The sequence below is a fragment of the Bradyrhizobium sp. KB893862 SZCCT0404 genome (assembly GCF_018130885.1).
In the GTDB taxonomy this organism is placed as follows: domain Bacteria; phylum Pseudomonadota; class Alphaproteobacteria; order Rhizobiales; family Xanthobacteraceae; genus Bradyrhizobium; species Bradyrhizobium stylosanthis.
Genome location: NZ_JAFCLT010000003.1, coordinates 250,662 through 276,468 on the forward strand (window position 1 = coordinate 250,662; position 25,807 = coordinate 276,468).

The following is a 25,807-nucleotide window of genomic DNA, read 5'->3' on the forward strand; positions in this document are numbered from 1 at the left end:
GCGGTTTGGATCGTCGGGACGCCACTTAACAGAAATGGAAGATTGAAGGAGGAGACGAGATGGATTTGGGTATTCGCGGCCGCAAGGCGATCGTCGCCGGAGGAAGTGCCGGCCTGGGCAAAAGCAGCGCCCTTGCGCTCGCTCGTGAGGGGGTCGAGCTTGTTATCTCAGCACGTGGCGAGGAACGCTTGATTGAGGCTGCCGCCGAAATTCAAGAGAAGACAAAGACACCTGTCAAATGGGTGGTCGCCGACCACGGTACGGCGGACGGCCGCGCACGCCTGCTTGCCGCTTGCCCGGAGCCCGACATCCTCGTCATCACCTGCTCGCCGCCAAAATTCACCCCGGACTTCCGTGAGATCAGCGTGGATGACTGGCAGCAGGCGTTGGCCACCGGCATGATCGGGCCGATCGAGCTGATGAAGGGCGTTATCGACGGCATGCGTTCGCGGAAATGGGGGCGGATCGTCAATGTCATGACGCTCGCAGCTCGAGCGCCCGTCGATTTCAGGCTCTTGTCGGGCCCTCCCCGATCCGGGCTGGCGAACTACACAGTCGCGATGGCGAAGCCGCTGGCCAAGGACAACGTCATCATCAACAACATCTTGCCCGGGATGCACCACACGGGCGGCATCCGGGAGCGCTTTCAGTCCGATAAACCCGGAGCCACGGACTCGTACGAGACGGAGGTACAGCAGATCATCGATAGGCTGCGCATTCCGGCCGGCAGGTTCGGCGAAGCTGACGACGTTGGCGCGTTTTGCGCGATGTTTTGCAGCGAGTTTGCCAATTACACGATCGGCCAGAGTCTCATCATCGATGGCGGAGTGCATCACTCCCTTTTCTGACGGACTATCGCACCTTTGCGGCTCTCTTTCGCGCCTAGCGCGCGCTCGAGGCAATTCAACGCGTCCAAGACGGTGCGGGTTTGTCCTGCACCGATCTTGTCGAGCATCCTCTCTTCGAAGCCAGCCATCTCGGGAACGATGGCGTCGTACGCCTTCCGACCCGCAGCCGTAAGCATCAGCGTCTCAAACCGGCGATCCTCCTCGATTTCAATCCGGGTCAACCAGCGGCGCACCTCAAGATCTCGGACAGCGCGGCTGACTTTGGTCTTGTGCATCCCGGAATGTCTACCGATTTCGGTCGCCGTCAAACGCTCGAACTGTCCCAAGGTCGCCAGGACCCGCCACTGCGGAATCGTCAATCCAAATTTCTTCGAGTACACCTTTTTGAGGCGCTGCGACACGACAGCTCCAAGCCGATTCAGCCGATAAGGTATGAAGTCCTCTAGGACGAGCTTCTTCATTCGCTTTGCTTCCACAGGTCGGCACAGCTTTCAGATCAGCAAAGAACGCAATCCCTCGCGGCATCGCATGAATTGATCGGACGCTGACCCGCGCATGCGGCGATGTTCGAACCGAAAGCCCCTAACGCTACGCAGAGCTGCCGAGTTGATAGTTGCAAAATTGACGGTTACGTTTGCAACTATATAGGAGGAACTTCATGAACATTCAAACTTCGTCCAACGAATTCAGCACCACTTCTGAGGCGGCGCCGGCGGTGCGGTACATGTCAGGTTTTCGGAATACGTTCGAAAGCGAGGCGCTTCCGGACGTGCTTCCTGTCGGACAAAACTCTCCTCAGAAGGTCAACTATGGGCTTTACGCCGAGCAGCTTTCGGGCTCGCCGTTCACCGCCCCGCAGGCCACAAATCAGCGTTCGTGGCTGTACCGCATCAGGCCGTCGGTGAGGCATACTGGTCGCTTCACTAAAATCGACAAGCAGTTCATTCGGACGGCCCCCCACGCGCGGGACGAAAGTGAACTTCCGATCGGTCAATTGCGCTGGAAGCCCATGCCCATTCCGACGGAAAAGCTGACATTCGTAAGCGGCCTTCGCACGATGACCACCGCAGGCGATTCCGATACGCAAGTCGGCATGGCCGCCCACGTCGCCTTCATCACTTCTTCGATGAAGGACGAATACTTCTTCAATGCTGACGGCGAACTGCTGATCGTCGCTCAGGAGGGAAAGCTCCGTTTTCGTACCGAATTCGGAATCATCGATATCGAGCCTGGCGAGATCTGCGTCATCCTTCGCGGAATGATCTTTGCGGTCGAACTGCTCGATGGACCGGCGCGCGCCTTTGTCTGCGAAAACTATGGTTCCACCTTCACGCTGCCTGATCGTGGCCCGATCGGAGCGAACTGCCTTGCCAATCCGCGCGATTTCCGGACGCCGGTCGCCGCCTACGAAGACAAGGAGCAGCCCTGCACGCTCATCGTCAAATGGGGAGGAGAACTCTATACCACCGAAATCGAGCAATCTCCCCTCGATGTCGTGGCCTGGCACGGCAACTACGCACCCTACAAGTACGATCTGCGCCACTTCTCTCCGGTCGGAGCGATCCTGTTTGATCATCCGGACCCATCAATTTTCACGGTTCTGACGGCGCCGTCGGAGACGCCCGGCACAGCGAACGTCGACTTTGTGATTTTTCCTGAACGTTGGATGGTCGCAGAAAATACCTTTCGTCCGCCTTGGTACCATCGCAATCTGATGTCGGAGTTCATGGGATTGATCTACGGGGTCTACGATGCAAAGCCCGATGGTTTTCCGCCAGGCGCCATTTCCCTCCACAATCAGATGCTGCCACATGGACCAGACAGCAAGGCATTCGAGCACGGCAGCAACGCCGAACTGACTCCGACCAAGCTGTCCGGTAGTCTGGCGTTCATGTTCGAAACGCGTTTCCCTCAGCGCCTGACGCGCTTCGCGGCCAGTTCCAAGGAGGTAGACGAAAACTACATCGACTGTTGGCGGGACCTCCCCAGGCGGTTCGACGCCACGCGAAAACAGACCGACTAGACTGACGCGAGCTCGCGCATCCAATACGCGAGTTGCGGCAGGAGTTGCGCTACGTCGCGAAGACGATGATTTAGCGTTATCCCTCCCGGCCTGGAGCGACGCCGCCTGCCGTAATCTCAAGCGGCTGCGGCGTCTGAGTCGCTCATGGGTTGGCGCGCAGTGGCGTACGTGGCACGACGCATGCGAGGCCGCCCGTCGGTCGGAGACGGGCGGCGCGGGTTCAAGACATTCGCTCGTCCCGACCCAACACGTTATCAAAATCAAACGTTACTGAATCAAAATCAAACGTTACTGACGCCGCCATCGACGACCATGTCGGATCCCGTCATGAACGAGCTTTCGTCCGAGGCGAGGAAGAGGGCGGCGTTGGCGAGCTCGCGCGGATGGCCGAGCCGCCCGATCGGCGTGTAGTCTATATAGCCCTGACGGATCGCAGCGGCCTGTTCGGGCGTGGTCGGATTGTCAGGATCAGACCCTTGATCGGCGAGCATCGGCGTGTCGACGACGCCTGGACTCAACGTGTTCGCGCGGATGCCGCTATCCTTGAACTCGGCTGCCCAGGTCCGAGTGAACGAACGCAGCGCCGCCTTGGTGGCCGCGTAGGCCGTGTGGTTGGCCAAGCCCATATAATGCATAGCCGAAGAGACCAGGATGATCGATCCGCCCTTACCCATCATCGGCAGCAGCTTTTGTACGAGAAATACGGGGCCTCTGGCGTTCAGTGCGAAAATATAGTCGTAGTGCGCTGGCGTTAATTCGCGCAAAGGTAGCTGCTCGGTTCGACCAGCGCTGGTCAGGATCACATCCACCTTGCCTTTCTCCTTCCTGACAACGTCGGCAACGCGATCGAGGTCATCAAGCTTGGACGCGTCCGCCTGGATGGCGGTAACGTTGGAGCCGATCAGCTTCACCGCGTCGTTGAGCGCTTCCTGACGCCGACCGAAGATGAAGACGTGGGCGCCTTCCGCCACAAACCGCTGTGCGATGGCAAGTCCGATGCCACTGCTGCCACCGCTGATGACGGCGATCTTGCCCTTCAACCTCGACATTATGCTTCCTTCAGTTTTGAATTCCCGGCTCATCCGGGAAAACCACTAAGTAGGCTTGCCGACGTCAGCAGTTCAGTGCGGAGGTCCGCATAACGGTGGTGCGCAAACGATCCAGTTTCGCAGACGTCCGTCATGTTCGCCGGCGCCTATTGTCTGCGGTCATGTCGAGCCGTCGCCACTTGGGCGCCGGCGCATCTTTCGTTTCGCCAACGGCAATGGTTGCGAAGAACTGTGCTTGTCCTCAAACGACCTGCCTTCACTTGCGTCCCGAGATTCAGCGGGGATGGCTCGGCGGAGCGCCATCCGGAATGAGCAGGTCTTCTAACCTGGTAAGTCCTTCCCCTTCAAAACGGGACGACCAGCGTAAGCGAGGCAACAAGCGACTTCAGAAGAAACGGGCCCGACGCGCTTGGAGCCGGGCCTCGCCGAATTTGCTCACGCCGTTCCTAGCGGCCACACCAACATCGAAAGGGATTACAGGACGGCTTGGACGTCAGCTCTGTCCGAAGAGGGAGAGGAAATTCGGTTGTCCGTTGGAGGAATGGAGACCTCCATCGACAGGCAGGTTGACTCCATTGACGAAGATTGCGTCATCGCTTGCGAGAAATGCAACTACGCTGGCGATTTCGTCCGGTGTCGCGCTTCTTCCGATCGGAGAGCGATCACGAAAAGCCGCCATTGCCGCCCCCATTTTCACGATATCAGCGGTCGCCTCGGTGGTGGTAAGACTCGGTGCCACGGCGTTGACCCGCACGCCGCGAGAGCCGTATTCGAGCGCCAACGAGCGCGTGAAGTTGGTGACAGCACCCTTTGCCGCGTTGTACGAGCTCATGCCCCAGTCTCCGCCGAGGCCGGATGCCGACGAAAGGTTGACGATAGACCCCTTGGTTTTCAGGAGATGAGGAAGGGCTTCCCTGCAGCCGAAATAGACGGCGTCAAGGTTGGTCGCGAGTATCCTTCGCCAGTCCTGCGTGGTGGTCTGCGCGAAAGGTCCAAAGATCGCAAACCCAGCGTTGTTGACCAACACGTCCAGCTTGCCGAACCTTGCAATCGTGTCTTCCACGAGGCGCTTTACGTATCCCTCATCCGCGACATCTCCGGGATGAACAAGTGACTTTCCCGGATCAAAGCCCGCGATTGTTTCCCGCAACTTATGTTCGCGCCGTCCGTTAACGACGACGGTCGCTCCCTCCCTGAGAAAGCGGCGTGCAGTGCCGGCCCCAATGCCAGAACCAGCGCCTGTAACGATGACGATTTTGCCTTCGAATCTATTCATGAATTTCTCCGACGGGCCTGATTGCCCGATGCAACGAGTATCGACAGCTGAGGGGTCCGATTGGTCCTGCTTTGCTCCGTTTCGGGCTCAGGCGCCCCTTGAAGCTTCAGTGCGATTGCAAATCAGCCCTCAGCCACTCATCGTGCGGGTGGGCATTGCAGCGAGATACGTGATCAGTCGCACCCGAAAGTTTAAGTGCGAATCTTTGCGCAGCCGTTGTGCGTTTTCCAACCGGCGCAAGACGAGCTAATGGGCCGCCGAGCCAAGAATGCCAGGTCGCGCGATGTGCATTTGCCTAGTCTGGTGCTTAGCGAGTAGGTCTCGGAAGAGATTGGGAGCTTTTGATATGGTCTGCGCAAGGTGCAACTGCGTGCGATCTCGCTCTCGCTGCCGGACGAACCGGCCAAGATAGTCGTTGCTTGTCACTGCATTGACTGCCACCGTCGAACCGGTGCGCCGTTCGGCGTAGGCGCCTACTATCCTGCAGATGTAGTCACCATTTCATGGATATCAAAAGAGTTCACGCATGCCGCCGCAAGCGGCGGGGAAATGCATGATTATTTTTGTCCTCAGTGCGGATCAACAGTCTATTGGAAAGTCACTAACTTGCCTTCGATGACCGGTGTTGCAGTCGGCGCAATGGCAAATCCAAAATACCAGCCCCCCGTCATATCGATTTTTGAGCAATCGAAACATGACTGGGTTCAAATCGAGGGGGCTGTAAAGCACTTCCGGGAAAACTACCACCCGTAACACGATAGCAGGGCAGCGGAGCGCGACCAGAATCGCCCCTCCACGAACGCATGGTTCGAATAATCCCCCAGCTTGCAGTGTCGTGAGTCCGCATTTGGCACATCGCGACATTTGCAGCGGTGGCAAAAAGGCTGTCGTCATCGAGGTAAACCGAACACCGATGAAGATAATGAGTACGCGTCCTAGCTAGGCTCCGTTCCGCCATCGGCTATATCGCCCCGGTGGAGATGGAGCTAAAAGCCCCCCTAAACCCGTCCACTTTTCGGGGAAGATCAGAACAGACTCTCTGCGATGGAGAGCATAGTTGGAAGCGCGGAAGATTCGATCCTTGGTGGAGAGAAATTGATGCGATGGCCAGGGACTCAAACGTGTCACCCCGCTGCGAAGAAGAGAACGGCCATTGAAGAACCATGACGTTCGTCGCACTTGTGATAAAGCGTCTGATAGCGCAAGGACAATCTTGTGCCCTTACACTAGGTCGGCCGGCGACGCCTCGCCACTGACAACCATTCATCCCAATACGGGACTTGATCTTGGATGGTGCTGCTGAAATCTTCCTTCAAGAAGTCGATGAACAGCTTCGCCCGCGCGGTCGCCCTATCGCGCATTCGGATAGCGTAGATGCCGGACACCGGCGGCGGACACAATGCCAGTTCGTCCGCAAAAAGCGGAACAAGACGTCCGGACGCAATCTCATTGCCTACCAACCAAGTTGCCAAATGAGCAATACCAAGCCCCTCGATCGCAGCTTGCATCAATGCATCGCTGTTATCGGCTCGCAATCTGCCCTTTACGAGTCTGGGCGGCTTGGCCGTCAACGTAGTCGATTGTTAGGCGGGTTCGTAAGCAACTTCTTCGGGAGGAATTATCTGTAGACGATCTGACTATCGCCGCCGCGAAGGCGTGAATTGAGCCGGCAGCAGAATCGGATCGAGCTCATCGCGTCGGAGAATATCGCCTCGCCCGCGGTCATGGCTGCGCAATGTATTGTGTTCACCAACAAATATGCGGAAGGTTACCCAAGCCGATCATCGCGGGCGCCTCGCTCCTAAGAGGCGCCCGCAGAGATGTACTCCGCGCAGGAAATTACGGTTTCCAGGCGTGGGGAGCGAATTGGGCTTCAAGCGCCGGGTTCGTGACACTGCCGGCGTAGTTCGTGATGGTCGAAGCCGAAACGACGGCGATCACCTCGAGAAGATTGTCCTGCGTGAAGCCGGCCCCGATGAACGTCTTCACGTCCTGATCGTCGAGCCGACCGCGCTTCTCGATCAACGTGCGTGCGAGCGTCGAAAGAGCTCCGAACTTGGGGTCCCGCGGAGCGCGGCGTTCACGGATTGCCTGAACGTCGTCGGCAGGGATACCCTCCTTCAGCGCGAGGAACGTATGGAATGCGACCGCGTAGCTGCAGGAGTTCGTAACGGCGTTCGTCAGCAGCACCGTCTGGATCTGCGGCTCGGAGAAGGTGCCACCGTGCACGTTTCCGAACAGGCCGGTGAGGCTCTTGATCAGGACCGGAGAGGTCGCGATCGCGCCGGCGATGTTCGGAATGAAACCAAATGCCGATTGTAGTGCCCGAAGCGATTCCTTTGACTGATCGGGAGCGGATTCGATGGTATGAACGGGAAACGACATGTATTGACCTCGATTGTGTGTGAGTGATGAGGCGGCTGGTCGAGCAATGCAGTGTCTTTGCTCATGCGGTTCACATGAACGCTCCATGCATCTTTCTCAACTACCTGATGGGTAGTTGGGCTCACGCCGATCGGCGAGGAAATGCACGATCCAGCGAGACGACGATTGGAATCATGGTGATCCACGAGACCAGCCATGATGTTGGCTGCCTTTCGTCCCACATTGCTCGATCCCGTGAAAGAGATGAGCGCGATCCGCGGGTCTCGCGGCTCGACTCAGACTTGATTGCCAAAAGTGTCGACGATGGCCTGCCGGGCATCAGTTGGGCGATCTGGACAGTCCGGCGAGAAGCGGTGCGTATGCGGCGAGCCTGCGGGATACGAAATCCGTGAAGAGCCGCACACGCTTCGTCTTGCGCGTTTCCCCCTGAGTGAGAAGCCAGAGCGTTCCGTACATGTGCAAGTCGGTCCCCGGCATCCTCACCAGCAGGGGATCGGCATCTCCGACGAAGCACGGTAGCGTCGTCATCCCGATCCCCTGTCGCACCGCAACGATCTGCGCCTCGCCATCCGTGACCCTGAACGGAACCTCGGCCACGCGAACCTCACCCGCGTGGGCCCAGTCCGGGATTCCATGAATGCTGATGACAATCCAGCGGATGGGGTCAGGCACGCCCGCATGGCACGCGGCTAACCGATCGCGAGAGATGTAGACGCCGCCGAACAGCTCCGGACCCTTTAGTCCGTGAAGATTGGGCGGCAAGGTTTTGCGGTCGTAGACGACGCGGATCGCGACATCAGCCTCCCGGTTGGTCAAATTTGCCAATTCGCCAGACGACAATATCTCCATCTCGATGTCCGGATGCAGACGCGCGAATTCTCCGAAATCTGGCATCAGCAGGTGTGCCGCGAGGGGCGGCGCTAGGGTCACTCGCAGACGCCCGCGCACGCTCTGGTCGCGGCCGAAGAGGCGCGTCTCCAACTGGTGCGACGACACTTCCATCTGCTCTGCAAATTCGAGGACCTCCTCCCCCGCAGCCGTCAGCCGGTAGCCCGAAGGTAGCCTCTCGAACATCTGCGCCCCGAGCCGCTCCTCCAACTGGGCGACGCGTCGCAGGACGGTCGCATGGTTCACCCCAACGCGCTCCGCGGCGGCCCGTACCGAGCCTCCCCGCGCGACGGCAAGAAAATAACGAACGTCATCCCAGTCGATCATGGTGCAATCTAGCACCGCTCGGTGCGCCTTCAACTCCCTATGTAACACATCGGAACAAGGGAAACGGCGACAATTATAGCCCTTTCCGACCAGAAGGGTCCAATTCGAGGGGCCGGGCACCGATCGGACAGGATAGCGTCCAGCGCCCGTCCGGTTCGATCTCGCACCACCGATGTGCGTGTTTCCGCACTCAAAGCCCGACGCCGGCAACCCATTTTGGCGAGGTCTCGGGGCATTCCCGAACCCATCAAAGGCGGAACTTGGAAGGAACAATTCATGGGAAAGCTGGACGGTAAGGTTGCAGTCATCACGGGTGGCGCTACGGGCATCGGCCGCGCGGCAGCAAAGCGCTTCATCGAGGAGGGCGCCTTCGTTTTCATCTTCGGCCGTCGTCAGGAAGCACTCGACTCCGCCGTAGTATTCCTCGGGCCCAATGCCCGCGCGGTGAAAGGCTCGGTCTCCAATCTGGCCGACCTCGACCGACTCTACGCCGCGGTGAAGGCCGAGCGGGGAACCCTCGACATCGTCTTCGCCAATGCAGGGGCGGGAAGCCAGCTGCCGCTCGGCAAAATCACCGGCGAACACATTGACGAGACCTTCGACACCAACGTGAAGGGCACCATCTTCACGGTCCAGAAGGCGCTGCCGCTGATGAACCCGGGCGGTTCGATTATTCTGACCGGATCGAGCGCCGGCACCACGGGCGCCCCGGCCATGAGCGCTTACAGCGCGAGCAAGGCGGCCGTGCGCAACCTCGCCCGAACCTGGGCAGAGGATCTGAAGGGCACCGGCATCCGGGTCAACGTGCTGTCGCCTGGAGCGACGGCGACCGAACTCGCGAAGGAAGCGCTGGGTGACGAAGGCCAGAAGATGTTCGCCTCGATGACTCCGCTCCAGCGCATGGCCGATCCCGCGGAAATTGGGGCGGCAGCCGCCTTTCTCGCCTCGTCGGATAGCAGCTTCATGACCGCCAGCGAGGTCGCCGTCGACGGCGGCCTTGCGCAGCTCTGACGCGTCCGGCCCGATTTAAGGAGGATCAGATGAGTTATGCAATTATCGGCTTCGGCAACGTCGGCCGGGCTCTCGCCAAGGCGTTTGCCCGCAGCGGCATCGAGGTATCCGTTGCAACCGATCGCGCCCCGGAAAGCTTTGCTTCGGCTGCGGCCGAGGTCGGCCCCACCGTCATTCCCAAGAAGCTCGCGGAAGCGGTCAAGGCGGACGTCATTTTTTTGGCTGTCCGTTTCGAGGCGGTCCGAGATGTCGCGAGGACGCTGGCCAGTTGGCAGGGAAAGACCATCGTCGATGTAACCAACGCCTACGGCGTGTCCCCTGAAGAACTGGGAGGACGACCTTCTTCCGAGGCCGTCGCGCAGGCTTTCACTGGCGGAAGACTGGTCAAGGGCTTCAACCATCTGGCCGCCGCCATCCTCGGCCAGGACCCGGCCGTGCATGGCGGCAAGCGGGTCGTATTTCTTTCCAGCAACGACGACGTCGCCGCAACGGAAATTGGCGTGCTTGCGGAGACTCTCGGTTACGCCCCTATAAAACTTGGCGGACTTTCGGAAGGTGGCCTGCTCGTGCAGGCGCGTGGAAGCAGTTGGGGCCGTCTGATATTCAAGGACCTGATCAAGTTCGACGTTAAGTCGTGATCGCATAGCGCGATGATCACAACCGATGTTCAACGATCTAAAAGGGTTATCCATGACTGCGGCTCCATCCCACGATGACGCCGCAACGCCGAGACCGAGCGTCCCACGAACTGCGTGAGAACGGTATCGTGCTTAGGCAGCTCGTACGGATGACAAGAAGCTGCTGACCTCGCAGCGCAAGCCCTCCGACCCGCTGGTCAGGGCTTGCGCCGCCTCAAGGATATCGGTAGCTGCCTTCTTCGCCAAGCACGTTTGGGGTCATCTCATCTTTCAAGACTTGTTCAAGAAGGAGCAATAGTAATCGATCTACAATCGTGTCACTCGACTCGAGAAGTAGTCCCAAAACGTCGGCCATCCACGCGTTCAATGAAGTCGACGTGAGGGCGTCACGCAGCGTTCCGCCTGCTTGTAGACACAGGGATGACTAGGAACGCTTGTAAGCATCGGGTCGGAGGATTTCCATGAAGCGCCACGCGTTGCCGATTTCGCTGAAGCCAAACTTGCCATACAGCGAATGCGCATCTGACGTGAGCAGCAACAGCCTGCGAAGGTCTTGAAGGTCCGGGTGCTGCATGACTTCCTGCATGAACCACGACGGCCTCTGTCAAGCGCCCCTCCACCCAAAAGCAAGTTTCGGTTTCGGTGCTCAGGATGGGTCATCAAACGTTTCTCTGCCCGGGTCAATCGCAACTTGGGGGGCGGAACGCGACGGGCGCCGCCACTAGTCGCGATCGAATCTCGTCCTGCTACGACCCAGGTCACATCCGCCAAATGGTCTCGTTTCAAGTTTTCAGTGACGGAAAGCGCCAAACTCTCACTCCGTGTCGAAGTCAATGACAAGACTTCAATGCTTCAGGACAATCTTGCCCTGCGCTCCAGAGGCCACCGCACGATGCGCCGCCCCAATCTGCTCGAGCGACAAGGTCTGGGCGACCGGGATGACCAGTTCGCCTCGCGACGCCGCCTCAAGCACTGCGTCGAGCGTGGGCGCGTCGGTCCGGTGATAGAGTTCCAGGATGGTCACACGGCCCGCCGCGTTGGCGCCCACCGGCACGGGGACGATGCTTACGACCTGGCCGCCATCGCGGACGCGCCCGATCAGGTTGGCGGCAACGGGAGCGGCCGTGCTGATCCCATAGTCGAAGTCCGGCTGCGTCACAGGGGCATTGATGTCGAGCGCTTCACCGGCCAGTGCGCGCGCCTCGTCCAGACGCTTGGCACGCACACCGGCGACCGGACGGGCGCCGATCTCTTTCAAATATTGAATGGCAGCACGGCCGACCGATCCCAGCCCACCGGAAACCAGCACGTGATCACCGCGCTTGATACCCAGCGCATCCACCGTCTGGCGGCCCGTAAGGCCAGCCTTAACCAGCGCCGCCCCCTGCTCGAAGCTCAAATTTGCCGGCAGCTTGGCGGCAGAAGTCGCCGGCACCACCCCGTATTCGGCGTTGGCGCCCCTGCCATTCGCGGCGAAGTCGGCGACCACTCGGTCGCCGACGGCAAATCGGGTCACGCCCGCGCCAAGCCCAGCGACCGTGCCCGCCGCATCTCCGCCTAGCGCTGCTGGAAGCGATAGCGGGATGAGCTGCGCCATAAAACCCTGGCGCAGGATAAGGTCGAACGGATTGATCGCTGAAGCTTCGATCTTGATCAGGACCTCGCCCGGGCCAGGCTGCGGCGTCGGAATGTCGCCGATCTCGAATTGGTCGACATCGCCATAGGCTTTCAAGAGGGCTGCTTTCATCGTGGTGCTCTAAATGCGTTGTGCCGCGGGAAGCCGCTTTGAGTCTTTGCGCGGAGATCAAACTGCTACGGCTTCTGGGCGCGGTTGATTGGCGATGGGCCGCCGTACGTTGTCGAGCGCCCACGCACCGCCGCCGACAAAGGCCAAATAGAAGAAGATGAAGCAGAACAGAATCGCGAGTTCGCCCATGTTGAGTGCAGGCCAGAAGCCGTGTGGCGCATGGGCCATGAAATAGGCGGCCGCCATTTCGCCGGAGGCGATGAACGCGGCAATGCGGGTGAACAGTCCGACCGCTATCAACACGCCGGTGATCACCTCGATCGCACCCGCGATGATCATGATCGCTGGGAGCGGATAGGCCACGCCAGGGATAGGCGCGGGGAATTGGAGTAACTTCATCGTCGCGTGTTCGAGGAACAGAAGCGCAGTAACGACTCTCAAAACGGTGAGGACACGAGGCGCCCATTTGGCAGTGTCGATCATCAATTTCTCCAAGAATGTTGGTTTGGTCGTCAGCTAGCGGAAGCCGCTTGCCTCAGTTCCTGATTTTCTTTCCAGAGCTTCATCGCCATCGCGAACGGGCCATCAACATAGTTGCGGTACACCGTCATGCTCGCGGGATTCCGGCCTGACTTCTGCGCCAGGAACGCGATGATATCTTCGGATTCCGCCATGAAGCGACCCGGCTCAAGCTGGGCGGCCGGGAAGCTCAGCTTCTTGAGATGGGGAAGGAGTTCATTGCGGATCGCTTCTTCCTCGGGCGAGCCTTGCGTGAAATCCCGCGTTTCGACCTGGTCGTTCAGCCGTCCCTCCAATAGGAACAAGCGGACCTTCATGCAAAACGGGCAATTCTGTTTGAGATAGACGATCGGCTGGAATTGGGAGGCGGTCATTGCATATCCCGCTTGGTCGATGTGTTCGGGGGCGGATTTCCGAAGCGGAAGCTCGACGCCGTGAGTCCGCCAAAAAAATCTGTCTGGTGATAGGTCGTTGCGCCCGGCTCGTCCCAGGCGGCGCCGACGACCGCCATCAGCGGTAGGAGATGGTCTTCGCGTGGGTGAGCGATGCGGGCCGCCGGGGCCCTCTCCCAGCCGATGAGGCGCTGGGCCCGCTCATTGGGCGCGGCACGGACGAGCGTCTCCTGCAACCAGGCATCGAATTGCCGAGAGGGCTCATAGGCGCTGGTGCCGCGCATGAGCCGCAGATTGTGGAAGCTGAGGCCGCTGCCGATGATCAGGACCCCCTCATCGCGTAAGGGAGCGAGCGCGCCGCCAACGGCTAAATGATGCGCCGGGTCCATGCGCGCATCGAGCGATAGCTGGACCACCGGCATGTCCTCCTCGGGATACAGCGGCTTCATGATGCTGAACGTGCCGTGGTCAAAGCCACGCGCCGAATCGAGCCGCGCCTCTATGCTCTGCGCACGCAACAGATCCTGCACCCGACGGGCGAGCGCCGGCGATCCCGGCGCGGCGTAGCGGATGTGGTAGAGATCGTCGGGAAAGCCCGAGTAGTCATAGACCATTCCAGGCTTCTTGGCGGACGAGATCGCGAAGCCTTCCTCTTCCCAATGGCCCGAGACAGCCAGCACCGCGCGCGGCGCGTCACCAAGCTCGCGGCGCATATCGATCAGCGACCGTTCGAGCTTAACCATGTTGGCGCGAAACTCGCCCGTCATATAGGGCCAGGGGCCGCCGCCATGGCTGATGAAATAGGTCGGTAGGCGATGGCTTTGCAAAGGCCGGTCCTCTGGTTGTCAGGCTGGCGACATGCACGGGTCCAGCTCTCTCGCTCGGTAACTGGTCTTTTCGTATTGGTTGATCAACCTAGCTTTCGTTGACGAGTGATTTCCTGTAAGTTGATGATCCATGGATACGCTGACCAGCTTGCGGGTGTTCTGTACGGTGGTGGAGTTCAAAAGCTTCACGGCGGCCGCGTCTCGCCTTGGCCTCTCTCCCGCCATGGCGAGCAAGCATTTGACGCATCTGGAGGATAGGCTTGGCACGCGCCTGCTCAACAGGACCAGCCGGCGCGTCAGCCTGACGGAGGTCGGGGCTCTTTACGTCAATCAGGCGCGCCAGATGCTCGACGGGCTCGACGAGGTGGAAGCAGCGATCAGCAATGTCGCCGTCACCCCGCGCGGAACGCTGAAGCTGAGTGCGCCGATGTGGATGGCCAATGCGCTCATCGCTCGTGCGATCGCCGATTATCGTCAGCGCTATCCCGATGTCAGCGTGGACATGGATTTCAGCGGCCGGATCGTCAGCATCGTGGACGAGGGCTTCGATCTGGCTCTGCGCGCTACGTCGCGGGATCGGCTCGATCCCGGCCTCGTCGCCCGCCCTTTGATGGAGGTGCCGTTTCAACTCGTAGGCACACCTGACTATCTGGAGCGCGCCGGTCGTCCATCCACGTTGAGTGATCTCAACGGGCATTCATTGCTCCTGTATGGCGGCATGAACGCCAACGGAAACCTGACCTTCAAAGGTCGGTCCGGCACGGAAGCGGTGAAGTTTCGTGTCGTCATGCGAAGCGAAAACGAGATCATGCTCCACCTCGCGGCATTGGAAGGAATGGGACTTGTGTTCCTGCCGGCATGGATGACGCAATCTGATGTCAACAAAGGCGCGTTAGAGGTCGTTCTGCCTGAAGACGTCATGTTCAGCATACCCCTGCATGCGGTCTATCCGAGCAAAAAGTATCTTTCCGCCAAGGTCCGTACCTTCATCGACTTCTTCGCTGCTCGCGTCGATTCCGGTCGCGTATGCGTTAACTCATAGTTCTGCGACCGCGCTGCGAGGCGAGCAGCAACCAAATGCCCCTCCGTTCTCAATGCCGTCGGAAAGCGCTCCGAAGACTCGCGATGGCCGCCGCGGAATACGCATCCATCGCAGCCTGCGCCGCCTGCGGCCGATTTCCCTCGATGGCATCCACGATCGCTCTGAATTGTCGTATCGATTGTTCGGCGCGTCCTGGAACGGTGATGGAGCGATATCGGAAACGAACGAGTTGGTAGTTGACGGCGGACAGCAATCGCGTGGCAGTCTCGTGGCGCGACGCAATCCAAATGACCGCCCGCAGTTTGGCCGTCTCATCAGAAAAGGCTTGCAGATCTTGCGACACCAGCGCCTTTTCCATCGTATCGAGAAGAGCTCGCATCTTGCGGCATTGGGCCGGTGTGGCGTTGCGCGCCGCGTGCTCAGCCACCAGGCGTTCCAGGGCACCTCGCGTTTCAAAGATCTGCAGGGCTTCATCTTTTTCGACGACGCGAACCCTCGCGCTATGATTCGGCTCGCAGCTGACCAGCCCCTCTTGATCCAGACGACTGAGCGCGATCCGTATATTTGCGCGGTTGGTGCCGAATCGTTGAGCAAGATCGTTCTCGATGAGCCGCTCATTGGGCACCAGCGCGCCAGAAACGATCAATTCACGAATGAGGCGGTAATAGTTGGGCTTTTCGCTCCGCTCTTTTGAAGACCGGTCTCCGGCCGACGCTTTGGCTGTCGTGGCCGCGACTCTGGTCTGCTTGCTCGCTATCAACGTTGAATCCTGCCAATTTTCTCGGACGAAGCGGCTGATATTGCCTCGTTCCGCCCAGGCGCCGCAAGTCCGTCCCGCGGCGCCGATCAGATACGAATCAGGGCATGTCCTGGCAGCTCGAGGGCAACGCGTGCGCCGACGGCGTGCTCCGCCTCGGGGCTGCTGACACGCAATGACACGCCTGCGGACTCAACGTCATAGACAGTCATGCCACCGAGAAAGGTAGCATTCCTCACCTCGCCCTTGATGATGTTTGCACCTGCTGCGTTCTCCGGCACCAGTCGCAGCATCTCCGGTCGAATCGCCAGGAGACCGACGCCATTTGACGTGATCCCGGTCTCCAAACGTTGACCGCCCTCGAGGACAACATATCCATCTCCTTCGTGCACGACGGGCAAGACGTTCGACGAGCCGAAGAAATTCAAGGCAAACCGAGAGACAGGCTTCTGAAACAACTCTCGGGGAGTTCCGATCTGCTCTACTTTCCCTTCGCGTAACAGACAGATCCGATCCGCGACGACCATCGCCTCGCTCTGATCGTGCGTGACGAAAACGCCGGTTACGCCCGACTGCTTGATCAGCCGCCGCAGTTCGAACCTCATCTCCTCCCGCAAATTGACGTCGAGATTGCTGAAAGGCTCATCGAACAGGATCACGCGGGCCTCGACGACAAGGCTTCTCGCTATGGCAACGCGCTGCTGCTGTCCTCCGCTGAGCGTCGACGGATAGCGATCCGCCATCTTCGCCAGACCCACGCTGCCGAGGATGGTCTCGACGCGCTGCCTCATTTCCGCGCGGGCGACCTTGCGGAGCTTGAGCCCATACGCCACGTTTTCGGCGACAGTCATGTGCGGCCAGAGGGCATAGGACTGAAAGACGAACCCGATCCGGCGCCGCTCCGGGCTCTCATTGATGCGTTTGGCGGCGGAGAACGCGGTTGCCCCACCGATCCGTATCTCGCCGTCGGTGGGCGTTTCCAGACCGGCAATGCAACGCAACAACGTCGTCTTGCCGCAGCCGCTCGGTCCGAGCAGCGCGACGATTTCACCCGCGTCGATGGCGAGGTCGACCGGCCCCACCGTCAGGTTGGGAGCGAATTGCTTTTGAAGGGCATCGAGTTCGACATGCGTGGCGCTCATTCGCGTTCTCTCCCGGAAAGAAAATAGACACAGGTGACGAGAACGGCCGTTATCAGCCCCTGCAGGACGGCAAATGCGAAGGCCTGCATCGCGCCAACCGAATTGAGCGAGTTCCAGGTCAAAATGGAAAGCGTAAGGGACCGCGACGAATAAAGCAGAACGGTCGACGTGACCTCGTTGAATGCGAAGATCGCGACGACCAGCCAAGAGGACAGCAGCGGAACACGCACAATCGGTGCCGAGATGTCCAGCATGCGCCGCGGAAGAGAAGCTCCCAACACGCGACCGGCCTCATCGAGGTCTCTCGACATTTGCAGGAGGCCGGTCGATGCGGCTCGCGTGGGATGGACGACAAACCTCGCAACATAAGCCAGCAGCAATATCCAGATGGAGCCCCATAGCCCGAAGGGGGCGCCGACATAGGTCCACAGCATTCCGATACCAAGCACCATTCCTGGAATGGCAACCGACACCGAGCTTAGATAATCGAGTGCACTGCGTAGCGGTGCGCGGGTCCGCCAGACGCAAAAACTCACGAGAAAGCCCAGCACCACGCAAATCGTCGCCGCTATGCTAGCCAATAGCAGGCTGTTCGTCAGGGCCTGGACATTCGCCGGCTGCAATGCACTCGCATAGTTCCGCAACGTCAGAAGGTCGAGATTCACCCGACGGCCCAGAAATGGAAGGAACGAACCATAGATGAGGGCTGCCAGAGGCAGCACCGTGGTGACGGAAAGATAGGCGCCGAGGAGTACCGGCAAGACGAGCCGCCACGTTCCAGGGTCGGTGCGAACGCGTCGCTTGGGCTTGCCGGTTACCGCGACATAGCGATCCGACGCCCTCGCCATCCAGCGATATCCCAATACTCCCGCACACGCGATCAATAGGAGAAGCGATCCCAGCGCGGCCGCCAAGTTCGGCGAAGTCGGTTCCGCGGACACCAGGTAGTAGATTTCGCCCGGGATCGTTTTGATGTGTGCCGATCGGCCGAGAAGCGTCGGAACCGCAAAATTCTCGGCCGCCATGGCCGCGATGATCATAAAGGTCGAGATCAAGGCCGGTCTGAGCAGCGGCAGCACGATGAAACGGGCCACCTGAGGGCGGCTACTGCCCAAAACCAGCGCCGCCTCTTCAAGTTCGGAGCCGATCGCCTCGACCGGCCCGGCCAAGACAAGCAGCGCATAAGGCACGTAATGAACGGAAAGTACGAAGACGATGCCGACGAAACTGTACACGTTGACGATCGAACCGACTTCGCCGATCGCCTGCCACGCATGATTGATGAGCCCGACCCGCGGAGAGCCGAGCGCCACGAAAGCGAACGCCAGCATCAAGGGAGAGAAGTACAGCGGAACCGTCAGGAGCACTCTCCACACACGCGCACCCGGTACGACAAAACGCACAAGAATCCAAACCAACAGCAATCCGATGACGGTCGAGACAAAGCCGGTTGCGATTCCGATTCCCAACGTCGTGAGGAGTGGTTCTATGAATTTGCCGGATGCGTAGACGGCGGCCAGATTGTTCCAGGTCAGAATTGCATCCGGCGCGTGGGGCGGAGCGCTCGATAATGCTCCAAATGCGAGATAGCCGAGCGGCAGCAACACCAAGGCCGCGAGAGTCAACAAAAGCGCGAAGCTGAGAAGCGTCTCTCCGCCAAGGAGGCGGACGGCGCGAGCGCGTTTCACTTGAACGGCAACGTCGGACATCGCTCTAGTGTCCGAACAGTTCGGTGAAGAGCTCGGCATTGCCCCCCCGTCGTTTCATCATTGCCGTCCAATCGGGATTGTAAAAATTGAGAGGACGCGGCGACGGCGCAGGTTCATCCGGGAAACGCGGAATCTCGATCGCCGGATTGGCAGGCGCCAAGCCGATTTTCGTCACCCAAGCCGTTTGTCCCTCTTCGGTCAAAGACCAAGCCAGGAACAACTTTGCCGCATTCGGGTGCGGAGCGTTCGCAGGAATGGCCTGAAAATTTGGAATAGCAAGGCCCGGACTGGGCACCGTCCAGGCAAGCGGAGCGCCACGCGCCTTCTGCGTAGCGAACGTGCTGGTCAAACCGACCAAGGCAAGATCGAACTCTCCTGCGACGAGACGCTCGACGAGCGGATTGATGCCATCGAATACCGTAGGCTTGAGACGAGCTAGTCTTTTAACGAAGTCGTCGCCATAGGTTGTTCGAAAGAAATCGAGCGGCAACTGCGCCGAACCGCCGGCACGCGGATTGACCACGGCCGCGTCCTCGCTGAACGGAGCGGACGGCAGTTGATCCCAGTTCTTCAGATTGTCGACCCAGAGCTTCTGTTCAGCGTTCAAGCCTTCAGTGTTCCAGCCGACTCCGATTTCTTCCAAGGCGATCGCGTACCAATATCCCGGGCGCTGCCACTGGGCGGGAACACGGCCCGCATTCGGCGGCGCCCACTTCGTCAACATGCCCTTCTCGGCAAGAGCATCACCGAAGCTCGGACTGGCATTCATGAAGATGTCCGCGGGGCTGCTGCCGGCGCGAAACTCGCTCGAAAAACGTTCGTAGAGAGTGCCACCCGTCCCCACGAAGGTGTTGATTGCGATGCATGGGAAGCGTTCGCGAAAGCGGTCGAGCACAAATCGAGCGTTGTTGCGGAAGATCGTGATGTAGATCGTCAGCTTTCCCTCACTGCACGCATCCCTGACGATCTCCTGGGGGAGATCCGGCAGCAATGCCGTCGCGCTCTTGCTCGCGACGTCCATCTCCGCGCAGGCCGGCTTCAGCCCGAAGCCAAACAGACTCAGCGCGAGGAGGCCGGCGAGGTTCATCACGCGGCACATTCCGGGTTGGAAACGCGTCTGGCGGAGCGAGATCATGTCTGGGCCACCGGAGCGGCTCCCGCTTGGCCGCCCCGCGTCGAGACGACCACGCCAGCTTGCGACAGGCGAACGAACTCCTCCGGACTGACACCGATGCCGCGCAAGACCTCCTCGGTGTGCTGGCCGACCAACGGCGGCTGACGCACAAGGCCGGGACGGGCCCGGTCCTGACCGAACGCCATCGGCAGTGCCGGAAGCGGAACGACCTGCCCCGCTGGGCCGCCACCTTTGCCGACGAATACGTCCACCAGACCGCCGGCGGCCTGCAAATGCGCATCCTCAAACAGGTCAGACGGCTTGCCGACCGGAGCCCAAGAAACATTCGCCCGTTCGAGCCGAGACTTCACATCGTCGAGGTCAAGTTCAAGCAGACGCGCCTGAATGATCGGGCGAATGTACTCGCGCTGCTGCGTCCGCAGACGGTTGGTCGCCAGCTTGGGATCATCAGCCAGTTGCTGAAGGTCGAACTCCTTGATGAACCGCGTCCACTGACTGTCGCTCGTGACGCCTACAAAAACCTGTCCCTCGCCCCTCGTGGCGAAGGGCTCGTAGATCGCCCAGGCACCGCGCCGCGCAGGCATCGGTCGCAATTCCTGTTCACCGGCGATCATGCCCGCCATATAGTTCGACATCAGGAAACAGGCGTTCTCGAAGAGGCCTGCGCTCACGATCGTCCCCTTGCCTGTTTTCTGACGCTCGATCAAGGCAGACTGTAGGGCGATTACGCCGAACATCGCTCCCATGATGTCGTTGACGGAGGCTCCCGCGCGCATGGGTTTACCGGGCGGGCCCGTCATCCAGGCGAGTCCCGCATGAAACTGCACCACCTCATCGAGTGCCGGCCGGTTTTCGTATGGCCCCTTGAGATAGCCTTTCAGCGCCAAATAGATCAGGCGCGGATTGATCGCGGATAGCTCGGCATATCCGCACCCGAGCCTGTCCATCGTTCCGGGACCGTAGTTCTCCAGCACAACGTCCGCATCGGCGACCAGCCTGTGCACAAGGGCTTTCCCCTCCGGATGCTTCAGATCGATGGCCAAACTTCGCTTGCTCCGGCAATAGGCCGAAAAATAGCCAGCCGCGAAGCCGGCCAGCTGTCGGGTGGGATCGCCATTTGGTGCCGGCTCGATCTTGACCACGTCGGCGCCGAGCTCGGCCAATAACAATCCTGCGGTCGGCCCCATGACCGCGTGGCTGAATTCGAGGACCTTCAAGCCCTGGAGCGGATGGACCGTCGTCATTGCATCACCTTCCTACGGGCCGCATGGAGGCTGCCAGCGTGCAGGAGTTCGCTTGGTAAGGGATGGCCGACGATCGACTCCGCCAGTCGTCCGGCTTCGATCAGCGCGTCCAGATCAATTCCGGTTTCCACGCCCATCTCCTCGCAGAGCATGACGAGCTCCTCCGTTGCTATGTTGCCGGCCGCGCCTGTATGTGCCGCGAACGGACACCCCCCGAGCCCGCCGACGGTCGAATCGTACTTGTCGACGCCGAGACGCAATCCAGCCGCGGCGTTCGCGACCGCCATGCCGCGGGTATCGTGAAGATGAAGCTTGATGCGTTGATCAGGCCATCGCTCCCGCACGGCTCCGACCACAGCTTCGATGCGCGAGGGCACCGCCCATCCCATCGTGTCCGACAGCGAGATCTCCTCGATCGAAATGCCCACTTCATCGGCAATGCCGAAGCCATCGCGCACCGTCCTTATGACGTCGGCAACGCTGACTTCACCCTGGAAATTGCAGCCGAACGCCGCCATGACGCCGACCCGGGTGACGGGTACGTTCTTCGACAGATGCAGTGCAGTCTGCGAACGCATCCGCTCCAGATTTTCCGCATGGCTGCGATTGAGGTTGCGGCGACTGAAGGCGTCCGATGCCGAGAGCGAAATCGCGCCGAGCAGCGAGAGCTTGTCTGCGTGTTCCATGGCCCGATCCAGGCCCTTCGCGTTGAACCAGAGGCCGGTGTATTCCACTCCGGATCGAGGCGCGAAACTGCGCACCACCGCGTCTGCGTCCTGCCAGCCAGGGACCAGCTTCGGGCTAACAAAGGAACAGACCTGAATATGAGCGACGCCGGTTGCGGCGAGCGCCTCGATCACTCGCACCTTGTCGCCCGTCTCGATGGGTCCTGGCTCGATCTGAAAGCCCTCTCTTGGACCTTCTTCGTTGATCTCAACCCGTACAGGTAGGTCCGCCATGCGTCCTCTCCGCTTCTTGCCTTCGTCGCCAAAGAACGATTGGACGCAAGATTGTCAACCAAAATCTTATCGCTAAATGCACTGCACCGCAGCGAAAATAAGGTAAAAATCCGTGAAAATAAGCGCAGCTGCGCGAGTATGATGATTGACTTCTGCTCATTTTGGAAGAGATATTGTCAACAATTTGGAGCGAAGAATGGGAACGATCCTTAGTCGCCGGACCTTATCCAAGGGTATCTTGGCGTCGGGCTGCTTACCTTTCGTCCTTGGCGGACGGACGCTGGCAGCGTCCAACGACCTCGCGGCGCGTCTCGCCGACTACGCTAGCAGTCTGCGTTACGGCGATCTGCCGCCAAGCACCGTGGTGGCGGCCAAGGCCCATCTGATCGATGCGATCGGATGCGGCATTGCTGCGCTGGGTCAAGAGCCGGTCGTTGCGGTACGCGCCCTCGCTGATACCGTAAATGGGCCCTGCACCATCCTCGGCTCTGCGAAGCGCACTAGCGTAGAGTGGGCAGCCTTTGCCAACGGCTGCGCTATCCGCGAATTCGACCTGAACGATTTCTATTCGGGGCGCGACACCGGCCATCCGAGCGACCATATTTCCGCTTGTCTCGCCGTGGCCGAGATGAGCGGTAGCGATGGGAAAGAGGTCGTGACCGCGATCGTCCTGGCTTACGAGATCATGTGTCGTCTTCTAGACGGCCCAAGTCTCAGGTCACGTGGTTTCGATCATCCGGCCTACAGCCTGGTCGCGGTCGCACTCGCCGCGGGGCGTCTGATGAAGCTGTCGCCCTCGCAGCTTGCTCAGGCGGTCAATATTGCGCTGGGGGCGCATATCCCGCTGTTCCAGACACGCTCGGATACAATATCGAATTGGAAGGGAATGGCCGACGCAGAAGCTGCTCGCACGGCGATCTTCTCGGTACTGCTCGCGAGCAAGGGCATCAGCGGTCCCTCGCCGATCTTCGAAGGAAAAGCCGGTTTCATGAGAGCCGTATCTGGCGAATTCGAGCTCGACTTGGCAAGCTTCGGCGGAAAATCCCGCCCGTTCAAGATCGAGGATGTGCGCTATAAATTCTATCCTGCTCAGGCCTTCATTCAGACTGCTGTTCCGGCGGCAGCTGCAATCTCCCACCGCATCAACGGCGCCAAGATCAGGAAGGTCGAGGTCGCGACGACGAAGAGCGGCAAGGATGTCGCTGCAAATGGTCCGGAGAAATGGGCGCCGAAGACATCCGAAACTGCGGACCATAGTTTGCCCTTTGTCGTCGTCAGGACCCTGCTCGACGGGCAGCTGAGCGTCCATAGTTATTCGGAGAAGGCGATAAGCGACCCAGAAGCGGTCGCACTGCTGAACGAAACGACCGTCGTAGAAGATGCGGCTCTGACGGCAATGACGCCGGCAAAAGCGCCCAACCGAATCACGGTCACGCTCGACGACGGCCGCATTCTGTCGGAGCAGCGCGACGATCTTCCGGGCTTTCCAGGCCATCCGGTGCAGCGCTCCGACATCGAAGAGAAGTTCGAGAACAATGTGGGAGATGTGTGGCCGGCCGACCAGCGGCGCCGGGTTCTCGAAATGGCGTGGTCGCTCGAGGAGCATTCCGACGTCGGATCGTTCATGCAAGGCCTCGCGATCACGGGGAGATGAGGAGATGAGGAGATGGTGACGGATGCCATCGCTGGCGAGCGACTCACTGTGCCGAATTCGACGGGTACGGCGCCGCCCAACCACGCCGCACCTGTCGGGGCCGTGGACTGCCACTATCATGTCTTCGATCCGGCATTCCCGCCTCCGTCGGGCTCACTGACCACAATTGGCACGAAACACGACTACGCGCTGTTCCGCCGGCGCATCGGCCTGAGCCGATCTGTGCTGATCGGAGCATCTACTTACGGCCTCAACAACGATTGTTTTTTCGACGCCTTGCGATTTTTCGGTAACACAGCGCGTGGCGTCGCGATTGTGCCGCAGGGCGCCAGCCGAGAAGAGGTTCGCCAACTGCATCGACAAGGCGTCCGGGGCATCCGCATCTATCTCGGTCGTGGCGATCCCGCGTCTCCGCAGGCTATTCGGGACATGGCCGCGCTTATCGCGGATTTCGGGTGGAATATCGAAATCGTCGTTTCCCATCATAGTGAGCTGCTGTGTGAGGTCGAACCCGTCCTGGCCGAGCTGCCTTGCCGCGTTGTGCTCGGGCACTTTGCTTTCGTGCGTCAGCCGAACGGTTTGATGACCCGCGCTGGACAATCATTGCGCAGATTACTCGACCGCCCGCAAACATGGTTGAAGTTGTCTGGCGTCTACCACGTGTCTGCCGAAGCCGACGGCTTCAAGGACGTCGATCCAATGGCACGCGATCTGATATGCCAGGCTCCCGACCGTATGGTTTGGGGATCCGATTGGCCCCATACGCGTGGTCGGTCTGAAAAGCCCGACGGCGCGGCTCTCTTTGATCAACTCTGGTCGTGGGCAGACGAGGAGATCGTCCGCCGGATCCTCGTGGACAACCCGAAGCGGCTGTATTGGGATCTAGCCTAGAGAATCTAGTTGCAAACAAAACAAACAGACAGATGTGGAGGTCGCGATGCTCTCAAGAAGGAAATTGGTGGCTCAAGCGTTGGCCTGCTCGGCGGCTCCTTTTGTGTTTGGCAGCTCCCCGATCCCGGCCGCGCAGGCACAAGATGCGAGCCTCACACAACCTGGCTTGAACTTCTATCCGTCGCCACGGCTCATTAGGGCCGAGATTCTCACCGAGATGCCGGCGAAGTTTCGCCGAACGGGCGTCAAGTCGGAGTGGTCGACGGTCAATAAGGTCGGCCAACCGCCGGTCGACTGTTTCATTGAGGGATTGACGCTTGACCAGCAGGGCAACCTCTACGTTGTGGACGTCCCGTTCGGTCGATTGTTCAAGATATCGCCCGACCTCGAATGGACCCAGCTGGCGGAATGGGACGGCGAACCCGGTGGCATGGCGCTACATCCGAGCGGAAAGTTCTTCATAACGGACTACAAACAGGGCCTGCTCACGTTCGATCCGAACACAAACAAGATCGCTCCGTTCCTCGGGCGGCGAGACAGCGAGCGCTTCAAGGGATTGAACGACCTGACGTTCGCTCTAAATGGCGACATTTACTTCACTGATCAGGGCCAGACCGGCCTGCAAGACCCAACCGGACGTGTCTATCGATTGCGCACGAATGGACAATTGGATCTTCTGCTGTCGACCGGCGTCAGCCCGAACGGCCTCGTCCTGCATCCCAATGAGTCCGTTCTGTTTGTGGCAATGACTCGCGACAACTCGGTGTGGCGCGTCCCACTCTTCCCCGACGGAACAACTGGCAAAGTCGGTCGCTTCGTCTCATTCTATGGGGTCAGCGGCCCGGATAGCATCTCGATCGACGAGCAGGCGAATCTATTCGTACCCCACGCATCGCTCAGCTCAGTCTTCGTGATCAACCCAGACGGGGAACCGATCGCACGGATCGTGTCTCCCAAGGGCAAGACGACCACCAACATCAAGTTCGGGGGACCTGATCGGAAGACGGTCTACATCACTCAGTCGGACACAGGAGCGATCCTGAAGACGTCGTGGGACATTCCTGGACGCCGTCTCTATGCTGAAACCGGACGAACGTGAATCGCAATCAAGGCTGGCAACAATGCTGAGGATCCACGAAGCGCCGAATAGAGCGGACCGTGTCCTGAACCGAAGGAACACTTCTCCATTCGGCTGCCCCAGCTTCGCTATTCGATGCGAGGCCCTCTCCTATCCAGGGTCGCGATCCCCACGGACATTGCGTTTTCGCGTTTCTCGGTCTTCTGCGCATTCGTCGAACTGCAGCTCAAAGCGAAGCTACTCCCAGCACCGGTGATAGTACGCAC

The 25,807-nt window shown here is 59.8% G+C and carries 25 protein-coding genes and 2 pseudogenes; 10 read left to right on the forward strand and 17 right to left on the reverse strand.

What is annotated here, in order from left to right; all coding sequences use genetic code 11:
* Positions 1-59 precede the first annotated feature (59 nt).
* A complete protein-coding gene (locus JQ617_RS15150) occupies positions 60-848 on the forward strand; it encodes an SDR family oxidoreductase (RefSeq protein WP_212027017.1) in 789 nt (262 codons plus the stop codon).
* On the opposite strand, the gene JQ617_RS15155 is transcribed toward JQ617_RS15150, so the two are convergent.
* Positions 833-1,309, reverse strand: coding sequence for a MarR family winged helix-turn-helix transcriptional regulator (locus tag JQ617_RS15155; protein WP_212027018.1), 477 nt, complete (start codon positions 1,307-1,309; stop codon positions 833-835). The two genes, JQ617_RS15150 and JQ617_RS15155, sit on opposite strands and share 16 nt — an antisense overlap.
* A 197-nt stretch (positions 1,310-1,506) precedes the next feature.
* On the opposite strand from JQ617_RS15155, the gene hmgA reads away from it, so the two are divergent.
* Positions 1,507-2,871 (forward strand): homogentisate 1,2-dioxygenase, encoded by a 1,365-nt coding sequence (gene hmgA / locus JQ617_RS15160; protein ID WP_212027019.1) that lies wholly within the window; start codon positions 1,507-1,509, stop codon positions 2,869-2,871.
* 281 nt (positions 2,872-3,152) lie between these two features.
* Here hmgA and JQ617_RS15165 read toward each other — a convergent pair whose 3' ends face one another.
* Positions 3,153-3,920, reverse strand: coding sequence for an SDR family NAD(P)-dependent oxidoreductase (locus tag JQ617_RS15165; protein ID WP_212027020.1), 768 nt, complete (start codon positions 3,918-3,920; stop codon positions 3,153-3,155).
* A 493-nt stretch (positions 3,921-4,413) separates the two neighbouring features.
* Positions 4,414-5,196, reverse strand: a complete 783-nt coding sequence (gene budC, locus JQ617_RS15170; protein WP_212027021.1) for a meso-2,3-butanediol dehydrogenase — start codon at positions 5,194-5,196, stop codon at positions 4,414-4,416.
* A 346-nt stretch (positions 5,197-5,542) separates the two neighbouring features.
* On the opposite strand from budC, the pseudogene JQ617_RS15175 reads away from it, so the two are divergent.
* Positions 5,543-5,949 (forward strand): annotated as a pseudogene (locus JQ617_RS15175) (GFA family protein).
* A gap of 473 nt (positions 5,950-6,422) precedes the next feature.
* Here the strand turns inward: JQ617_RS15175 and JQ617_RS15180 are convergent.
* The gene (locus tag JQ617_RS15180) at positions 6,423-6,767 is read right to left on the reverse strand and encodes a LysR substrate-binding domain-containing protein (protein ID WP_349630617.1); all 345 of its coding nucleotides are present in this window, start codon (positions 6,765-6,767) and stop codon (positions 6,423-6,425) included.
* Positions 6,768-6,854: 87 nt separating this feature from the next.
* Between JQ617_RS15180 and JQ617_RS15185 the strand changes: the two are divergent.
* A pseudogene (locus JQ617_RS15185) lies at positions 6,855-6,977 on the forward strand (hypothetical protein); the annotation flags it as partial.
* Positions 6,978-7,035: 58 nt separating this feature from the next.
* Here the strand turns inward: JQ617_RS15185 and JQ617_RS15190 are convergent.
* Together JQ617_RS15190 and JQ617_RS15195 are read right to left on the reverse strand one after the other, a co-directional pair.
* On the reverse strand, positions 7,036-7,668 hold the full coding sequence (locus JQ617_RS15190; protein ID WP_249157123.1) for a carboxymuconolactone decarboxylase family protein: 633 nt from the start codon (positions 7,666-7,668) through the stop codon (positions 7,036-7,038).
* Between the two features lie 231 nt (positions 7,669-7,899).
* Positions 7,900-8,796: a LysR family transcriptional regulator gene (locus JQ617_RS15195; protein WP_212027023.1), complete on the reverse strand. Its 897-nt coding sequence runs from the start codon at positions 8,794-8,796 to the stop codon at positions 7,900-7,902.
* Between the two features lie 276 nt (positions 8,797-9,072).
* Here JQ617_RS15195 and JQ617_RS15200 point away from each other — a divergent pair, with 276 nt between their 5' ends.
* Both JQ617_RS15200 and JQ617_RS15205 read left to right on the forward strand, forming a co-directional pair.
* Positions 9,073-9,807 (forward strand): SDR family NAD(P)-dependent oxidoreductase, encoded by a 735-nt coding sequence (locus JQ617_RS15200; RefSeq protein WP_212027024.1) that lies wholly within the window; start codon positions 9,073-9,075, stop codon positions 9,805-9,807.
* Positions 9,804-10,445, forward strand: a complete 642-nt coding sequence (locus JQ617_RS15205) for an NADPH-dependent F420 reductase (RefSeq protein WP_283842067.1) — start codon at positions 9,804-9,806, stop codon at positions 10,443-10,445. The genes JQ617_RS15200 and JQ617_RS15205 overlap by 4 nt, the downstream gene beginning before the upstream one ends.
* 424 nt (positions 10,446-10,869) lie before the next feature.
* On the opposite strand, the gene JQ617_RS15210 is transcribed toward JQ617_RS15205, so the two are convergent.
* The 5 genes from JQ617_RS15210 to JQ617_RS15230 form a co-directional block, all read right to left on the reverse strand.
* Positions 10,870-11,031 carry a hypothetical protein gene (locus JQ617_RS15210; RefSeq protein WP_212027026.1) on the reverse strand — a complete coding sequence of 54 codons (162 nt, stop codon included), beginning with the start codon at positions 11,029-11,031 and terminating at the stop codon, positions 10,870-10,872.
* A 258-nt stretch (positions 11,032-11,289) separates the two neighbouring features.
* Positions 11,290-12,192: an NADP-dependent oxidoreductase gene (locus JQ617_RS15215; protein ID WP_212027027.1), complete on the reverse strand. Its 903-nt coding sequence runs from the start codon at positions 12,190-12,192 to the stop codon at positions 11,290-11,292.
* Between the two features lie 57 nt (positions 12,193-12,249).
* Positions 12,250-12,675: a DoxX family protein gene (locus tag JQ617_RS15220; protein ID WP_212027028.1), complete on the reverse strand. Its 426-nt coding sequence runs from the start codon at positions 12,673-12,675 to the stop codon at positions 12,250-12,252.
* Positions 12,676-12,704: 29 nt separating this feature from the next.
* On the reverse strand, positions 12,705-13,085 hold the full coding sequence (locus JQ617_RS15225; RefSeq protein WP_212027029.1) for a glutathione S-transferase N-terminal domain-containing protein: 381 nt from the start codon (positions 13,083-13,085) through the stop codon (positions 12,705-12,707).
* Positions 13,082-13,930 (reverse strand): DODA-type extradiol aromatic ring-opening family dioxygenase, encoded by an 849-nt coding sequence (locus JQ617_RS15230; protein WP_212027030.1) that lies wholly within the window; start codon positions 13,928-13,930, stop codon positions 13,082-13,084. The genes JQ617_RS15225 and JQ617_RS15230 overlap by 4 nt, the downstream gene beginning before the upstream one ends.
* A gap of 130 nt (positions 13,931-14,060) precedes the next feature.
* Here JQ617_RS15230 and JQ617_RS15235 point away from each other — a divergent pair, with 130 nt between their 5' ends.
* Positions 14,061-14,972: a LysR family transcriptional regulator gene (locus JQ617_RS15235; protein ID WP_212027031.1), complete on the forward strand. Its 912-nt coding sequence runs from the start codon at positions 14,061-14,063 to the stop codon at positions 14,970-14,972.
* A 49-nt stretch (positions 14,973-15,021) separates the two neighbouring features.
* On the opposite strand, the gene JQ617_RS15240 is transcribed toward JQ617_RS15235, so the two are convergent.
* The 6 genes from JQ617_RS15240 to JQ617_RS15265 all read right to left on the reverse strand — a co-directional run bounded on the left by JQ617_RS15240 (position 15,022) and on the right by JQ617_RS15265 (position 21,918).
* Positions 15,022-15,732: a GntR family transcriptional regulator gene (locus tag JQ617_RS15240; protein ID WP_212027032.1), complete on the reverse strand. Its 711-nt coding sequence runs from the start codon at positions 15,730-15,732 to the stop codon at positions 15,022-15,024.
* Positions 15,733-15,818: 86 nt separating this feature from the next.
* Positions 15,819-16,871 (reverse strand): ABC transporter ATP-binding protein, encoded by a 1,053-nt coding sequence (locus JQ617_RS15245; protein ID WP_212027033.1) that lies wholly within the window; start codon positions 16,869-16,871, stop codon positions 15,819-15,821.
* Entirely contained in the window at positions 16,868-18,580 is a 1,713-nt protein-coding gene (locus JQ617_RS15250; RefSeq protein WP_212027034.1) for an ABC transporter permease, read from the reverse strand. The genes JQ617_RS15245 and JQ617_RS15250 overlap by 4 nt, the downstream gene beginning before the upstream one ends.
* A 4-nt stretch (positions 18,581-18,584) precedes the next feature.
* On the reverse strand, positions 18,585-19,667 hold the full coding sequence (locus JQ617_RS15255) for an ABC transporter substrate-binding protein (RefSeq protein WP_249157179.1): 1,083 nt from the start codon (positions 19,665-19,667) through the stop codon (positions 18,585-18,587).
* 44 nt (positions 19,668-19,711) lie between these two features.
* Positions 19,712-20,959 (reverse strand): CaiB/BaiF CoA transferase family protein, encoded by a 1,248-nt coding sequence (locus JQ617_RS15260; RefSeq protein ID WP_212027036.1) that lies wholly within the window; start codon positions 20,957-20,959, stop codon positions 19,712-19,714.
* Complete coding sequence (locus JQ617_RS15265) at positions 20,956-21,918, reverse strand: hydroxymethylglutaryl-CoA lyase (RefSeq protein ID WP_212027037.1); 963 nt, start codon at positions 21,916-21,918, stop codon at positions 20,956-20,958. The genes JQ617_RS15260 and JQ617_RS15265 overlap by 4 nt, the downstream gene beginning before the upstream one ends.
* Before the next feature lie 196 nt (positions 21,919-22,114).
* On the opposite strand from JQ617_RS15265, the gene JQ617_RS15270 reads away from it, so the two are divergent.
* The 3 genes from JQ617_RS15270 to JQ617_RS15280 all read left to right on the forward strand — a co-directional run bounded on the left by JQ617_RS15270 (position 22,115) and on the right by JQ617_RS15280 (position 25,562).
* A complete protein-coding gene (locus JQ617_RS15270) occupies positions 22,115-23,572 on the forward strand; it encodes an MmgE/PrpD family protein (RefSeq protein ID WP_212027038.1) in 1,458 nt (485 codons plus the stop codon).
* Positions 23,573-23,584: 12 nt separating this feature from the next.
* Entirely contained in the window at positions 23,585-24,463 is an 879-nt protein-coding gene (locus JQ617_RS15275; RefSeq protein WP_212027039.1) for an amidohydrolase family protein, read from the forward strand.
* A 67-nt stretch (positions 24,464-24,530) separates the two neighbouring features.
* Positions 24,531-25,562 carry an SMP-30/gluconolactonase/LRE family protein gene (locus tag JQ617_RS15280; protein ID WP_349630618.1) on the forward strand — a complete coding sequence of 344 codons (1,032 nt, stop codon included), beginning with the start codon at positions 24,531-24,533 and terminating at the stop codon, positions 25,560-25,562.
* The last annotated feature ends 245 nt before the right edge of the window (positions 25,563-25,807 follow it).